This window comes from Kineococcus vitellinus, assembly GCF_009906315.1.
GTDB lineage: Bacteria > Actinomycetota > Actinomycetes > Actinomycetales > Kineococcaceae > Kineococcus > Kineococcus vitellinus.
In genome coordinates this window covers 1-14,067 of sequence record NZ_JAAALL010000096.1, presented here as the reverse complement: position 1 = coordinate 14,067, position 14,067 = coordinate 1, and the positions used below count along the sequence as shown (strand labels likewise).

Genomic DNA, 14,067 nt, shown 5'->3' with positions numbered 1-14,067 from the left:
GCGCCGGCGCAGCCCGCGGCGGAGCGGCCCACGGCGGAGCAGCCCGCGGCGGAGCGGCCCACCGCGACGACGCCCCGGCAGCGCTCCCCGCGCGAGCGCCGGCCCGCCGACGCCGCCTGAGCGGCGGGCGGGCGCCTCAGCGCGCGAGGGCCGGCACCACCCGCCGGGCGTTGTCGCGGTAGACGGCGGACAGCTGCTCGGGGCTCAAGGCCAGGCCGGAGACCGTCCAGCGCCCCTGGTCGGGCTCCGGCCCGTACTCGAAGGCCTCGTCGGCCGTCTCGAGCACGCGGAACCACCGCCGCACGGCCTCGGCGTCGAAGGGGAAGCTGTCGCTGCCCCACAGCACCCGGTCGGCGTGGCGGGCGACGAACGCGGTGGCGGCGCGCGGCTGGCGCCCCAGCTCGGCCAGCCGGGCGCCGGTGTCGACCACGAGGTTGGGGTGGCGGTCCAGGGCCTGCGACACCCACTGCAGGTTCTCCGCCCAGCCGGCCACGTGGGCGCCGATGAACGTCGTGCCCGGGTGCGCGCCGACGAGGCGGTCGAAGGACTCCTGCAGCTGCTCGTGGCTCGGCACGCCCCTGCCGTGCCAGCTCCAGTCCGGGTGCAGGGTCAGCTCCTCCAGCCGCTCGTTGCGCCGGTCCACGGGCCGGAAGAAGGCCGGCGGGTCGCCGACGTGGACCAGGACCGGCAGGCCCTGCTCGCCGGCGGCCTCGAAGACGTCGCCGAGGCGCTCGTCGTCGGGGCGCACGAGCCGGCCGCGCTCGTCGCGCAGCAGCAGGCCGAGGTCCTTCCACACCTTCAGGCCGCCGGCGCCGGCGCGCGCCGCCGCGCGCACCTGCTCGACCATCGCGGCCACCCCCGACGGGCCCTGGAGCAGCAGGCTCCAGTCGACGTGGGCGAAGGTGGCGAAGCGGCCCGGGTGGGCGCGGTCGTAGCGGTCCAGGTTGCGCTCCAGCTCGTCGCCGAAGCGGCCGTCGAGGTTGACGACCGCGGCGAGGTTGAGCTCGTCCATGGTCGCCAGCAGCGCGCCGACGTCGTCGGCCAGCCAGGCGCGCCCGCCGGTCAGCCAGCGGCCGAGGTGGTTGTGCACGTCGACGGCCGGCACGGCCGCCCGCTGGACCTGCGTGCTCGCCAGCACGAGCTCGCTGCGCGGCCGGTAGGTGGCCAGGCGGTGGGTGTTCAGCCGGGCGCGGGCGGCCAGGTCACGGGCGCGGCGGCCACCGGCCGACCGGAGGCGGTTCAGGTCCACCCCGGCAGTCTCGCGCACCCGACGGCCAGGGCGGGGCCCCGGCTCGCCCCCGTCACCCGCACCACCTCCGTCGCCCGGTCAGGGCACCCAGCGGCGGCGCTCGGCGGCCTGCAGCCGGGCGGCCTCGCGGGCCGCGGCCCGCGTCGGGTCCGGCCACACCCGGTCCACGGCGGAGTTCAGCGCCGCTCCGGTGAGCACGGCGATGGTGAGGGAGTAGAACCAGACGAGCACGACGATCGGCGCGGCCAGCGGTCCGTAGATCGACGTGGAGGGGCCGGCGACCGAGTAGCCCAGCGCCCGGCGCAGCACCCAGGAGACGGCCAGCCAGCCCAGCAGCGCCAGCAGCGCCCCGGGCACCTCCCGCCACCAGCGCGAGCGCACCGGGGTGGCCAGGTGGTACAGCGCGGCCAGGCAGCAGACCGAGAGCACCAGCACGACGGGCCAGTACAGCGTCGTCAGCCAGCGCACGTGCCCGGGCAGCCACTCCCCGAGCAGCCGGGGGCCGACGAGCACCAGCGGGACCACGACGACCCCGACGAGCAGCGCCACCAGGTACGTCGACAGCGACAGCAGCCGGGTGCGCACGATGCCGCGGTGCCCGCCGAGGCCGTAGGTGATGGCGATGGTGTCCACGAGGACGTTGAGCGCCCGCGAGCCCGACCAGACGCTCACCGCGAAGGCGAGCAGCGTCAGGTCCGCCCGCCCGGAGGTGGTCACGGAGTCGAAGGTCGGCAGGACGACGCCGGCCATGGCCTCGGGGGTGAACAGCGACTGCGTGAGCCGGGTCAGCTGCTCGCGGGCGGCCGCCACGTCGTCGGCGCCCAGCCAGCGGCCGAGGTAGCCCAGGCTGGCGACGAGCCCGAAGACGAGCGGCGGCAGCGACAGCAGCGCGAAGAAGCCGCCCTCCGCCGCCAGGCCGGTGACCCGGAAGCGCAGGCAGGCCGCCAGCGTGCCGGCGGCCAGGGCGCGCCCGTCGCGCCAGGCGCGCACGGCCGCGGCGGGCGGGCCCACCCGCAGCGGCGGCGCGGTGCCCGCCGCGGCGACGGGGGCGCGGGGAGGGTCCTCGGGCACCCGGACACGGTAGCCGCGCCGCCGGGCGGGCGGCCGCAGGACGCTCCGGGGCCCCGGAGGGTCCCGCGCGGCCCTCCGGGTGTGAGCTGGAGGCGGAACCGACATGATGACCGGGTCCGCCGCACGACCGAGCCCCCTTCCGGAGGGAACCCCGCGATGCAGATCTGGCCCGGCCGGCCCTACCCCCTCGGCGCCACCTACGACGGCGCGGGGACCAACTTCGCGCTGTTCTCCGAGGTCGCCGAGCGGGTCGAGCTCTGCCTCATCGGCGAGGACGGCAGCGAGCAGCGCGTGGCGATGCCGGAGGTGGACGGCTTCGTCTGGCACACCTACCTGCCCTCGGTGATGCCGGGGCAGCGCTACGGCTACCGCGTGCACGGCCCCTTCCACCCCGAGAGCGGCGCCCGCTGCCAGCCCGAGAAGCTGCTGCTGGACCCCTACGCGAAGGCGATCGAGGGCCAGGTCGACGGCGACGAGTCGCTGTTCTCCTACCACTTCGACCGCCCCGGCGAGGTGAACGTCGAGGACAGCCTCGGGCACACGATGCTGTCGGTGGTCGTCAACCCCTACTTCGACTGGGGCAACGACCGCCGGCCCGGGCACGAGTACCACGAGTCGGTGATCTACGAGGCGCACGTCAAGGGCCTGACCCAGCTGCACCCGGACGTCCCCGAGGAGATCCGCGGCACCTACGCCGCGATGGCGCACCCGGCGGTCATCGAGCACCTGACCTCGCTGGGCATCACGGCCGTCGAGCTCATGCCGGTGCACCAGTTCGTGCAGGATACCCACCTCGTCGACAAGGGCCTGTCCAACTACTGGGGCTACAACACCATCGGCTTCTTCGCCCCGCACAACGCCTACTCCTCCACCGGCCAGCGCGGCCAGCAGGTGCAGGAGTTCAAGTCGATGGTGCGCGCGCTGCACGAGGCCGGCATCGAGGTCATCCTCGACGTCGTCTACAACCACACCGCCGAGGGCAACCACATGGGCCCGACGCTGTGCTTCCGCGGCATCGACAACCAGGCGTACTACCGCCTCGTCGACGGCGACCAGAAGCACTACTTCGACACCACCGGCACCGGCAACAGCCTGCTCATGCGCTCTCCGCACGTCCTGCAGCTGATCATGGACTCGCTGCGGTACTGGGTGACGGACATGCACGTCGACGGCTTCCGCTTCGACCTCGCCGCCACCCTGGCCCGCCAGTTCCACGAGGTCGACCGCCTCAGCGCCTTCTTCGACCTCGTGCAGCAGGACCCGGTGGTCTCGCAGGTCAAGCTCATCGCCGAGCCGTGGGACGTCGGCGACGGCGGCTACCAGGTCGGCGGCTTCCCGCCGCTGTGGACGGAGTGGAACGGCCGCTACCGCGACGCGATCCGCGACTTCTGGCGCGGCGAGCCGCGCACGCTGGGCGAGTTCGCCAGCCGCATCAGCGGCTCCTCGGACCTGTACGAGCACTCCGGGCGCAAGCCGATCGCGAGCATCAACTTCGTCACCGCCCACGACGGCTTCACGATGCGGGACCTCGTCTCCTACAACGAGAAGCACAACGAGGCCAACGGCGAGGGCGGCGCGGACGGCGAGGGCCACAACCGCTCCTGGAACTGCGGCGTCGAGGGCCCCACCGACGACGCGGAGATCATCTCGCTGCGGGCGCGCCAGCACCGCAACCTGCTGACGACGCTGCTGCTGAGCCAGGGCGTGCCGATGGTGCTGCACGGCGACGAGCTGGGCCGCACCCAGCGGGGCAACAACAACGCCTACTGCCAGGACAACGAGATCTCCTGGATCGACTGGAAGCTGGACGACACCCAGCGCGAGCTGCTGGCCTTCGCCCAGCGCGTCGTGGCCCTGCGGCGCACCGAGCCGGTCTTCCAGCGCCGCCGCTTCTTCGCCGGGGACGCCTCCCACGGCGGCGAGAGCGAGGTCGGCGACATCGAGTGGTTCAGCGCCGCGGGCAGCGAGATGACCGACGCGGACTGGAGCGGCCCCTCCAACGGGGCGGTGATGGTCTTCCTCAACGGGGAGGCGATCCCCGAGCCGGACCGGCGCGGCGAGCGCATCGTCGGCGACTCGTTCCTGGTGCTCTACAACCCCTGGCACGAGACGGTGGAGTTCACCCTCCCCGAGAAGGCGTACGGCGACGACTGGCGCCCGCGGCTGGACACCGCCGACGACCAGGTCGGCATCGTGTCGATCTTCACCGAGGAGTCCGCGTTCTCGCCGGGCGCCAAGCTCCCGGTCGCGGGACGATCCGTGCTGGTCCTGGCCCGTGAACCCCTGGGAGAGAAGTGAACTACCGCCCGGCCGTGGTGCCCGTGAGCACCTACCGCCTGCAGGTGCAGCCCGCCTTCACCTTCGACGACGCCGCCGCGCAGGCCGGCTACCTGGCCGCCCTGGGCGTCTCGCACGCCTACCTCTCGCCCGTGCTGGCGCCCGCGAAGGGCTCCCAGCACGGCTACGACGTCGTCGACCACTCCCGCCTGAACCCGGAGGCGGGGGGCCGCGAGGGCTTCGACCGGCTCAGCGCCGCCCTGGGCGAGGCCGGCCTGGCCGCCGTCGCCGACGTGGTGCCCAACCACATGGCCGTGCCCACGCCGGCCTCCGACAACGCCCAGCTGTGGTCGGTGCTCAAGGAGGGCCCGCGCTCGCCCTTCGCCTCCTGGTTCGACGTCGACTGGTCCGTGCAGGACCGGGCGATCCTCATGGCCGTCCTCGGCCAGCGCATCGGGCAGGTGCTGGCCGCCGGGGAGCTGTCGCTGGACCGCTCCGGCGACCCCTTCGACGGCGGTCCCGTGCTGCGCTACTACGACCACGTCTTCCCCGTGCGCCCCGGCACCGAGGACCTGCCGCTGGCGCAGCTGGTGGACCGCCAGTGGTACCGCCTGGCGCACTGGCGGGTGGCCGACGAGGAGCTGAACTACCGGCGCTTCTTCGACGTCGACACCCTGGCGGCCATCCGCGTGGAGGACCCCGACGTCTTCGACGCCTCGCACGCGCTGCTGCTGGACCTGCTGCACTCCGGCCAGCTGCAGGGGCTGCGCATCGACCACCCGGACGGCCTGGCGGACCCGCGCGGCTACCTGCAGCGCCTGGCGGAGGTCACCGCCACCGGCGAGGGCGGCTCCAGCGCCTGGGTGGTCGTGGAGAAGATCCTCGAGGGCGAGGAGGTGCTGCCGCAGGACTGGCCGTGCGCGGGCACCACGGGCTACGACGCGCTGCAGCGCATCGGCGGGCTCTTCGTCGACGCCGCCGGCGCCGAGCCGCTGTCGGGGCAGTACGCGGCCGCGACCGGGGACACCCGGCCCTTCGCCACGCTCGTCGACGAGGCCAAGCGCGAGGTCGTCGAGCACGGCCTGTACGCCGAGGTGCACCGGCTCGTCGAGCTGCTGTCGGGCATCTGCCACGACGACGTCGACCTGCGCGACCACACCCGGCGCGGGCTGCACGAGTGCGTCGTGGAGCTGCTCGTGGCGATGGAGCGCTACCGCGCCTACGTCACCCCGGGGGAGCCGGCGCCCGCGGAGAGCGTCGAGGTGCTCGAGCACGCCGCCTCGATCGCCCGCCACCGGCTGCCGGCCGAGCGCCAGGACACCCTCGACGTCGTCGTGGACCTGGCGCTGAACCGCGTCGGCTCCCCCGACGACGAGCGGATCGCGGAGTTCGTGGTCCGCTTCCAGCAGACCTGCGGGCCCGTGATGGCCAAGGGCATCGAGGACACCGCCTTCTACCGCTGGTTCCGGCTGAGCGCGCTCAACGAGGTCGGCGGCGACCCGACCCGCTTCGGCACCGCTCCGGAGGAGTTCCACTCCTTCGCCGCCCGGCTGGCCCGCGACTGGCCGGCGACCATGACGACCCTGTCCACGCACGACACCAAGCGCAGCGAGGACGTGCGCGCGCGCCTGGCGACGCTGTCGGAGTTCACCGAGGAGTGGGCCGAGGCGCTGGCGACCTGGCGCGAGCTGGCCGCCGAGCACCGCGCCGGCGAGCTGGACGCGCGCACCGAGCTGCTCGTCTGGCAGACGCTGGTCGGCACCTGGGGCCCGGGCCCGATCAGCGCCGAGCGGCTGCTGGCCTACCTGCAGAAGGCCACCCGGGAGGCGAAGGACCACACGACGTGGACGGCTCCCGACGAGGCGTACGAGAGCGCCGTGGAGCGCTTCGCGACGGGCGTGCTGGGCGACGAGGCGGTCCTGGCGGCCGTCGCCGAGTTCGTCGAGCTCATCGCCCCGGCCGCCCGCACCGCCCTGCTGGGCCAGAAGCTCGTCCAGCTGACGATGCCCGGGGTGCCCGACGTCTACCAGGGCACCGAGCTGGTCGACCTGTCCCTGGTGGACCCGGACAACCGCCGCGCCGTCGACTACGCCGAGCGGGCCCGGCGCCTGGCGGCGCTGGACGCCGGCTCCGAGCCCGCCGACCTCGACGACGAGAAGCTGCTCGTCGTCTCCCGGGCGCTGCGGGCCCGGCGCGAGCACGCGGACGTCTTCACCGGCCCCGCGGCCGGCTACGCCCCCGTGCCGACGTCGACGGGCAACGCCGTCGCGTTCGCCCGCGGCGGCGTCGAGGCGCCGGGGGCGGTCGCCGTCGCCACCCGGCTGCCGGTGTCGCTGGAGCGCCACGGCGGCTGGGGCGAGCACACGCTGACCCTGCCGGAGGGGACGTGGCGGGACGCGTTCACGGGCGTCGAGCACGGTGGCGGGCCGGCGCGGCTGGCCGACCTGCTGCGCGACCTGCCGGTGTCGCTGCTGCTGCGCGTCGGCTGAGCGCGCGGACCCCGGGCGGGGCGGTCCGCCGCCCGGGGCCCGGCCCCGCCCGGGCACCGGTCGCGCACCCGCCGAGGGTCCGACAGGGTGGAGGCATGGAGTTCGGGGTGTGGGCGCCGGCGGCGCAGCAGGTGGAGGTCCTCGTCGGCACGGGGGACGAGGTGGCGCGGCACGCGATGCGGCGCAGCGGGTCTCCGCGCGAGGGGTGGTGGTCGGCCGAGGTGCCCGGCGCCGGGCACGGCACCCGGTACGCCTTCAGCCTCGACGGCGGCGACGCCCGCCCGGACCCCCGCTCGGGCTGGCAGCCGGACGGCGTGCACGCGCCCAGCGCGGTCGTCGAGGAGAGCGGGTTCTCCTGGACGGACCAGGGGTGGGGCGGCCGCGAGGCGCGCGGCGCGGTGTTCTACGAGATGCACGTGGGCACCTTCACCCCCGAGGGCACCTTCGCCGCCGCGACCGGGAAGCTGGACCACCTCGTCGACCTCGGCGTCGACGTCGTGGAGGTGCTGCCGGTCTCCTCGTGGGACGGGCCGTGGAACTGGGGCTACGACGGCGTGGCGCCCTACGCGGTGCACCACGAGTACGGCGGTCCCGAGGGGTTCGCGGCGTTCGTGGACGCCTGCCACGCCCGCGGCCTGGCCGTGGCCCTGGACTGCGTCTACAACCACCTGGGGCCCAGCGGGAACTACCTCGGCGAGTTCGGCCCCTACTTCACCGACAAGCACGACACCCCGTGGGGCGCGGCGGTCAACCTCGACGACACCGGCTCGGTGGAGGTGCGGCGCTGGATCTGCGACAACGCGCTGCGCTGGTTCCGCGACTTCCACGTCGACGCGCTGCGCCTGGACGCCGTGCACGCCCTCGTCGACGACTCCCCCGTCCACCTGCTGGCCCAGCTGGCCGACGAGGTGGCGGCGCTGTCCGCGCAGCTGGGTCGGCCGCTGTCGCTGGTGGCCGAGTCCGACCTCAACGACGCGGCGATGGTGACGCCCACGGCGCAGGGCGGCTTCGGCATGAACGCGCAGTGGGACGACGACGTGCACCACGCGCTGCACGCGCTGCTCACCGGGGAGCGCCAGGGCTACTACGCCGACTTCGGCGACCCGGAGGTGCTGAAGACGACGTTCGAGGAGGCCTTCTTCCACGCCGAGCGCTTCTCCGCCTTCCGCGGCGAGGTCTGGGGCAGGAAGGTCGACCGGGCCGCGGTGCCGGGCACGGCGTTCCTGGGGTACCTGCAGACCCACGACCAGGTGGGCAACCGCGCCGTCGGCGACCGCATCGGGCACCTGCTCAGCCCCGCGCGGCAGGCCGCCGGTGCGGCGCTGTACCTGCTGGGCCCGTTCACGCCGATGGTCTTCATGGGCGAGGAGTGGAACGCCTCGACCAAGTGGCAGTTCTTCACCTCCTTCCCCGACCCCGAGCTGGGGGCGGCGGTGAGCCAGGGCCGGCGCTCGGAGTTCGGCGAGCACGGCTGGAGCGCCGACGAGGTGCCCGACCCGCAGGACCCGCGCACCAAGGAGGCCTCGGTGCTGCGCTGGGAGGAGACCGGCGAGGGTGAGCACGCCCGCACGCTGCGCTGGTACCGCGACCTCATCGCGCTGCGGCGCGAGCGCGAGCAGTTCCGCGACGCCGACCTGCGCGCGGTGCGCCTCGACGTGCGCGGCAACGCGCTGGTGCTGCACCGCGGCGACCACCGCGTGGTCGTGGCGCTCGGCGACGGCGGCGACGTCGACGTCGACGGCGACCCGGTGGAGGTGCTCTGCTCCTTCTCCGACGGCCCGGCGCCCGAGCTGCTCGGCGAGGGCGTGCGGCTGCCCGCGGAGTCGGTCGTGGTCCTGCGCGTCGCGTGAGCGGCACGGGCGGGACACCCGGCGGGGACGCGGGGGGCTCGGGTCCGGGCTCGGCCGCCGACCGGGTGCGCAGGGCGGCGGTGCGCATCGCCGCCCTCGCGCAGGACGGGCTGGTGTACGCGGTGGGCGAGCCGTCGAAGGACTACGACGCGGCGCGCTACCGGGAGCTGGGCGAGCTGGCCGCTGACCTGCTGGCGGCGGTCTCGGACACCCCGCGCGAGGTGCTGCGGCTGGTGCTGGACGCCGACGCCGGGTACGCGACGCCGAAGGTGGACGTGCGGGCGGCGGTGGTCGACGAGCGGGAGCGCTTCCTCATGCTGCGCGAGCGCAGCGACGGGCTGTGGTCGCTGCCGGGCGGCTGGGCCGACCCCGGGGACCGGCCCGGCGAGGCCGCGGTGCGGGAGGTGCTGGAGGAGACCGGCTACCCCGTCGAGGTCGTCAAGGTCGTCGGGGTCTGGGAGCGCGACGCCCGCGGCAAGCAGCCGCCGATGCCGGTGAGCGTCTTCCACCTGTACTTCCTGTGCCGGGCGGTGGGCGAGCCGGTCGCGGCCTCGGAGCTGGAGACGCTCGACGTCGGCTGGTACGGGCTCGAGGAGCTGCCGCCGCTGTCGCTGCGCCGCATCGACCGCTGGGAGCTGGAGAGGGTGCTGGCCCACCACCGCGACCCCTCGCTGCCCACCGAGTGGGACTAGGGTGCTCGGTTGTTGCCACTGGTTCGCAACAACCGAGCCCCGCCGCCCACCGCCGAGGAGTCCCGCGTGCCCGTCGTCCCCCCTGCCGCGGCCACCCCCACGGGACGGCGCTGGGAGCGCGCCGACACCCGGCGGCTGCTGCGCCTGCTCGGCGTCGTCGCCGCCCTGCACGTGCTGGGCTGGGGCGTGCTGGGGCTGCTCGTGGTCCCGCACGAGCACTCCGTGGGCGACCAGGTCTTCGGCTGGGGCCTGGGCCTGACGGCCTACGTCTTCGGCGTGCGGCACGCCTTCGACGCCGACCACATCGCCGTCATCGACGGCACCACCCGCAAGCTCACCCAGTCCGGCGCGGACGGCGGCAGACCGCTGTCGGTGGGGTTCTGGTTCTCCCTGGGCCACTCCTCGGTGGTGTTCGCGATGGCGGTCGTCGTCGCCACCGGGGCCCGCTTCGCCTCCGGCCTGGTGACCGAGGGCACGAGCGCGCACGACGCGCTGGGCGTCTTCGGCACCTCGGCGGCCGGGATCTTCCTGTGGGTGATCGGGCTGGTCAACCTCGCGGCCCTGGCCGGGATCGTGCGCACCGCCGCCCGCCGCCGGCGCGGGCAGCTGGACGACGCCGCCCTCGCGCAGCGGCTGGCGATCGACGGGGCGCTGGCCCGGCTGCTGGGGCGCTTCACCGCCCGCATCCGCTCCCCCCGCCAGGTCTACCCGGCGGGGCTGCTCATGGGCCTGGGCTTCGACACCGCCACCGAGGTGGCGCTGCTCGTGCTCGCCGGGACCGCGGCGGTCACGCTGCCCTGGTACGCCGTCCTCGTCCTGCCCGTGCTCTTCACCGCGGGCATGAGCCTGTTCGACACCCTCGACGGGGCCTTCATGAACCTCGCCTACGACTGGGCGCTGGCCGACCCGCTGCGGCGGCTGGCCTACAACGGGGTCGTGACGGGGCTGTCGGTGGCCGTCTGCCTGGCGGTGGGCACCGTCCAGCTCGTCGGCGTCCTGCACGAGCAGCTGCACCTGGGCGGCGCGCTCACCACCCGCATCGCCGACCTGGACACCGGCGCCGTCGGCTACGCCGTGGCCGGCGCGTTCCTGCTGCTCTGGCTGGGCGCGCTGGCGTGGTGGCGCACCACCAGCACCTCCCGCTCAGGCCAGCGCGGCGCCGTCGCGGGCGAGCGCTGACAGCCGCGAGACCGCGCGCAGGTACTTCTTGCGGTACCCGCCGCTCAGCAGCTCGTCGGTGAAGACGCGGTCGAAGGGGGTCCCGGAGGCCACGACGGGGACGTCGCGGTCGTAGAGGCGGTCGGCGAGCACCACCAGGCGCAGCCCGACCATCTGGTCGGAGACCGTGCGCACCCCGCGCAGGCACACCAGCGGCACCGCGCCGACCATGGCGCCGTAGCGGCTGGGGTGCACCTTCGCCAGGTGCTCCAGGACCGCGGGGAAGTCGTCGAGGGTGGCGCCCGGGCGGCCGGCCGCGACGCGCTCCACGTCCGCGTCGGACAGCGGGTCCGGGGCGGCCGGCAACCCGCGGTGGCGGTAGTCCTCGCCGTCGACGCGCTGCACCGTGAACCGCCCGGCCAGCGCCTGGATCTCGCGCTGGAAGTCCTGGGCGGCGAAGCGTCCCTCCCCCAGCGCTCCGGGCAGCGTGTTGGAGGTGGCCGCCAGCCGCACCCCGCGGTCGACGAGCTCGCGCATCAGGCGCGAGACGAGCACGGTGTCGCCGGGGTCGTCGAGCTCGAACTCGTCGATGCAGACCAGGGCGTGCGGGGCGAGCGCGTCGACGGCCTGGCGGAAGCCCAGCGCGCCGACGAGGTTGGTGTACTCCACGAACGTGCCGTAGGCCGCGCGGCGGCCGCCGTCGGTGACCACCTGGTGGTACAGCGAGGACAGCAGGTGGGTCTTGCCGACGCCGAAGCCGCCGTCGAGGTACATGCCGGGCGGGCCGGCGGGCTCCTTGCGCTTGAAGAGCCCGGCCAGCCCGCCGCGGGCCCCGTCCCCGGCGAGCACCCGCTCGCCGAAGGCGCTCATGGCCTGCACGGCCTGGGCCTGGGTGGGGTGCTCGGGCGCCGGCACGTAGGACGCGAAGCGCACCTCGGCGAAGCGCGGCGGCGGCACCAGCTCGGCGACCAGCTGCTCCGGCGGGACGCGGGGGTCGCGTCCGGCGAGGGAGTCCACACGGGTCTCGGGGCTGGTCACCGGTCCACAGTAGGGCGAGGCCGGACGGGCGGCCCGGCGTGGTCTGGCAGGATCGCGGCGCGGGAACGTCGCCGCTCCGCGCGGTGTTGCCGCTGCCACGACGACCCGCTGGAGGAACCACCGTGAGCACGCTGCCCCTGGACCCCGACTCCAAGCTCGCCGCCTACGCGCACCCCGACAAGCTCGTCACGACCGGCTGGCTGGCCGAGCACCTCGGCGAACCCGGCCTGGTCGTCGTCGAGAGCGACGAGGACGTCCTGCTGTGGGACACCGGCCACGTGCCCGGGTCGGTGAAGGTCGACTGGCACACCGAGCTGAACGACCCGGTGACCCGCGACTACGTCGACGGCGCCGGCTTCGCCGCGCTCATGTCCCGCAAGGGCGTCTCCCGCGAGGACACCGTCGTCATCTACGGCGACAAGAACAACTGGTGGGCCGCCTACGCGCTGTGGGTGTTCACCCTCTTCGGCCACCCCGACGTGCGGCTGCTGGACGGCGGGCGCGCCAAGTGGGTCGCCGAGGGGCGCGAGATGACCACCGAGGTGACGCAGCGCCCCGCCGCGGACTACCCCGTCGTCGAGCGCTCCGACGCGGGCGTGCGCGCCTTCAAGGAGGACGTGCTGGCCCACCTCGGCGGCCGGCTGGTCGACGTGCGCTCCCCGCAGGAGTACACCGGCGAGCGCACGCACATGCCCGACTACCCCGAGGAGGGCACCGTGCGCGGCGGCCACATCCCCGGCGCCGACAGCGTCCCGTGGGCGCGCGCGGCCGCCGAGGACGGCACGTTCAGGACGCGCGAGGAGCTGGAGGCCATCTACCAGCAGGAGAAGGGCCTGGCCCCCGGGGACGACGTCATCGCCTACTGCCGCATCGGGGAGCGCTCCAGCCACACCTGGTTCGTGCTGCAGCACCTGCTGGGCTTCGAGAAGGTCCGCAACTACGACGGCTCGTGGACCGAGTGGGGCAACGCCGTGCGCGTGCCGATCGCCAAGGGGCCGGACAAGGGGTCGCTGCGGTGAGCGACGACCTGTCGAGCGAGCCCACCGCCGGCCTGCCGCCGGCGATGGCCGGGATCGTCGAGGACTTCCAGGCGCTGCCCGAGCGCGAGCGGCTGCAGCTGCTGCTGGAGTTCAGCCAGGGCCTGCGCCCGCTGCCGGCGCAGTACGAGGGCCACCTGGAGAAGATGGAGCGCGTCGACGAGTGCCAGTCGCCGGTCTTCATCTCCGTGGAGGTCGGCGAGGAGCAGGAGCACCCCGTGCACCTGCACGTCTCCGCCCCGGCGGAGGCGCCGACCACGCGCGGCTTCGCCGGGGTGCTGCAGGAGGGCCTGGACGGGCTGCCGGCGCGGGACGTGCTGGAGCTGCCGGCCGACGTGTGCTTCCGGCTCGGGCTGGAGCAGGCCGTCAGCCCGCTGCGCATGCGCGGGATGACCGGGATGCTCGCGCGGGTCAAGCGCCAGGTGCGCGTGGCGGTCGCGGCCTGAGGGCCGCGCACGGCCGGGTGCACGGGGTGCACCGGGCGCGGGGAGGAGGAGCGTGAGCGAGGTCCAGCCGCTGGGCGCGGCGGACGGGGGCGGGCGGCCGCCGCACCCGGCGCTGCCGGTGACGCGGGTGGCCGAGGCGCGGCTGCCCACCGCGCACGGGACGTTCCGCGCGGTCGCCTACCGCCAGGCCGACGGCGTCGAGCACCTGGCGCTGGTGGCGGGCGAGGTCGGCGACGGCCACGACGTCCTCGTGCGCCTGCACTCGGAGTGCCTGACCGGGGACGTGCTGGGGTCGCTGCGCTGCGACTGCGGCCCGCAGCTGCAGACCGCCCTGGACACCGTCAGCGCCCACGGGCGCGGGGTCGTGCTGTACCTGCGCGGGCAGGAGGGCCGCGGCATCGGCCTGGCCGCGAAGATCGCCGCCTACGCGCTGCAGGAGCAGGGCCGCGACACCGTGGAGGCCAACCTCGACCTCGGCCTGCCGGTGGACTCGCGCGACTACACCGGCGCGGCCGCCGTGCTGCGCGACCTGGGCGTGCGCGACGTGGAGCTCATGACGCACAACCCCCTCAAGGTCGAGGCGCTGCGCGGGCACGGCGTGCCCGTGCTGCGCCGGCGCGACCTGCCCGTCGCCCAGACGCGGGACAACGTGCGCTACCTGCGCACCAAGCGCGACCGCATGGGCCACCGCCTGCCCGGCGTCTCCTGAGCCCCGGGCCCGGGCGGCTCAGCGCGAGCAGCTGACCGCCGGCGCCGGGTG

The 14,067-nt window shown here is 74.8% G+C and carries 10 protein-coding genes and 1 pseudogene; 8 read left to right on the top strand and 3 right to left on the bottom strand.

The features are described 5' to 3' along the window. Window positions 1–136 precede the first annotated feature (136 nt). Both GTQ99_RS10560 and GTQ99_RS10555 read right to left on the bottom strand, forming a co-directional pair. Entirely contained in the window at window positions 137–1,249 is a 1,113-nt protein-coding gene (locus GTQ99_RS10560) for an amidohydrolase family protein (RefSeq protein WP_338074901.1), read from the bottom strand. Between the two features lie 78 nt (window positions 1,250–1,327). Continuing rightward, the gene (locus GTQ99_RS10555; RefSeq protein ID WP_338074900.1) at window positions 1,328–2,320 is read right to left on the bottom strand and encodes a YihY/virulence factor BrkB family protein; all 993 of its coding nucleotides are present in this window, start codon (window positions 2,318–2,320) and stop codon (window positions 1,328–1,330) included. 156 nt (window positions 2,321–2,476) lie between these two features. Here GTQ99_RS10555 and glgX point away from each other — a divergent pair, with 156 nt between their 5' ends. From glgX to GTQ99_RS10530, 5 genes are all read left to right on the top strand, one after another. Continuing rightward, window positions 2,477–4,618 (top strand): glycogen debranching protein GlgX, encoded by a 2,142-nt coding sequence (gene glgX / locus GTQ99_RS10550; protein WP_166615690.1) that lies wholly within the window; start codon window positions 2,477–2,479, stop codon window positions 4,616–4,618. A 17-nt stretch (window positions 4,619–4,635) separates the two neighbouring features. Continuing rightward, on the top strand, window positions 4,636–7,086 hold the full coding sequence (gene treY / locus GTQ99_RS10545; RefSeq protein WP_420814543.1) for a malto-oligosyltrehalose synthase: 2,451 nt from the start codon (window positions 4,636–4,638) through the stop codon (window positions 7,084–7,086). A gap of 95 nt (window positions 7,087–7,181) precedes the next feature. Continuing rightward, window positions 7,182–8,936 (top strand): malto-oligosyltrehalose trehalohydrolase, encoded by a 1,755-nt coding sequence (gene treZ / locus GTQ99_RS10540; RefSeq protein ID WP_166615688.1) that lies wholly within the window; start codon window positions 7,182–7,184, stop codon window positions 8,934–8,936. Beyond that, window positions 8,933–9,628 (top strand): NUDIX hydrolase N-terminal domain-containing protein, encoded by a 696-nt coding sequence (locus GTQ99_RS10535; RefSeq protein WP_166615687.1) that lies wholly within the window; start codon window positions 8,933–8,935, stop codon window positions 9,626–9,628. Before treZ ends, GTQ99_RS10535 begins: the two co-directional genes overlap by 4 nt. 66 nt (window positions 9,629–9,694) lie before the next feature. Further along, a complete protein-coding gene (locus tag GTQ99_RS10530; RefSeq protein WP_166615686.1) occupies window positions 9,695–10,807 on the top strand; it encodes a HoxN/HupN/NixA family nickel/cobalt transporter in 1,113 nt (370 codons plus the stop codon). Here GTQ99_RS10530 and zapE read toward each other — a convergent pair. Further along, on the bottom strand, window positions 10,772–11,824 hold the full coding sequence (gene zapE, locus GTQ99_RS10525) for a cell division protein ZapE (protein WP_166615685.1): 1,053 nt from the start codon (window positions 11,822–11,824) through the stop codon (window positions 10,772–10,774). The two genes, GTQ99_RS10530 and zapE, sit on opposite strands and share 36 nt — an antisense overlap. A 122-nt stretch (window positions 11,825–11,946) precedes the next feature. Here zapE and GTQ99_RS10520 point away from each other — a divergent pair, with 122 nt between their 5' ends. The 3 genes and pseudogenes from GTQ99_RS10520 to ribA form a co-directional block, all read left to right on the top strand. Then, window positions 11,947–12,843: a sulfurtransferase gene (locus tag GTQ99_RS10520; RefSeq protein WP_338074898.1), complete on the top strand. Its 897-nt coding sequence runs from the start codon at window positions 11,947–11,949 to the stop codon at window positions 12,841–12,843. Next, window positions 12,840–13,307, top strand: a complete 468-nt coding sequence (locus tag GTQ99_RS10515) for a SufE family protein (RefSeq protein ID WP_338074897.1) — start codon at window positions 12,840–12,842, stop codon at window positions 13,305–13,307. Before GTQ99_RS10520 ends, GTQ99_RS10515 begins: the two co-directional genes overlap by 4 nt. Before the next feature lie 118 nt (window positions 13,308–13,425). Then, window positions 13,426–14,016 (top strand): annotated as a pseudogene (ribA, locus tag GTQ99_RS10510) (GTP cyclohydrolase II); the annotation flags it as partial. Window positions 14,017–14,067 lie beyond the last annotated feature (51 nt).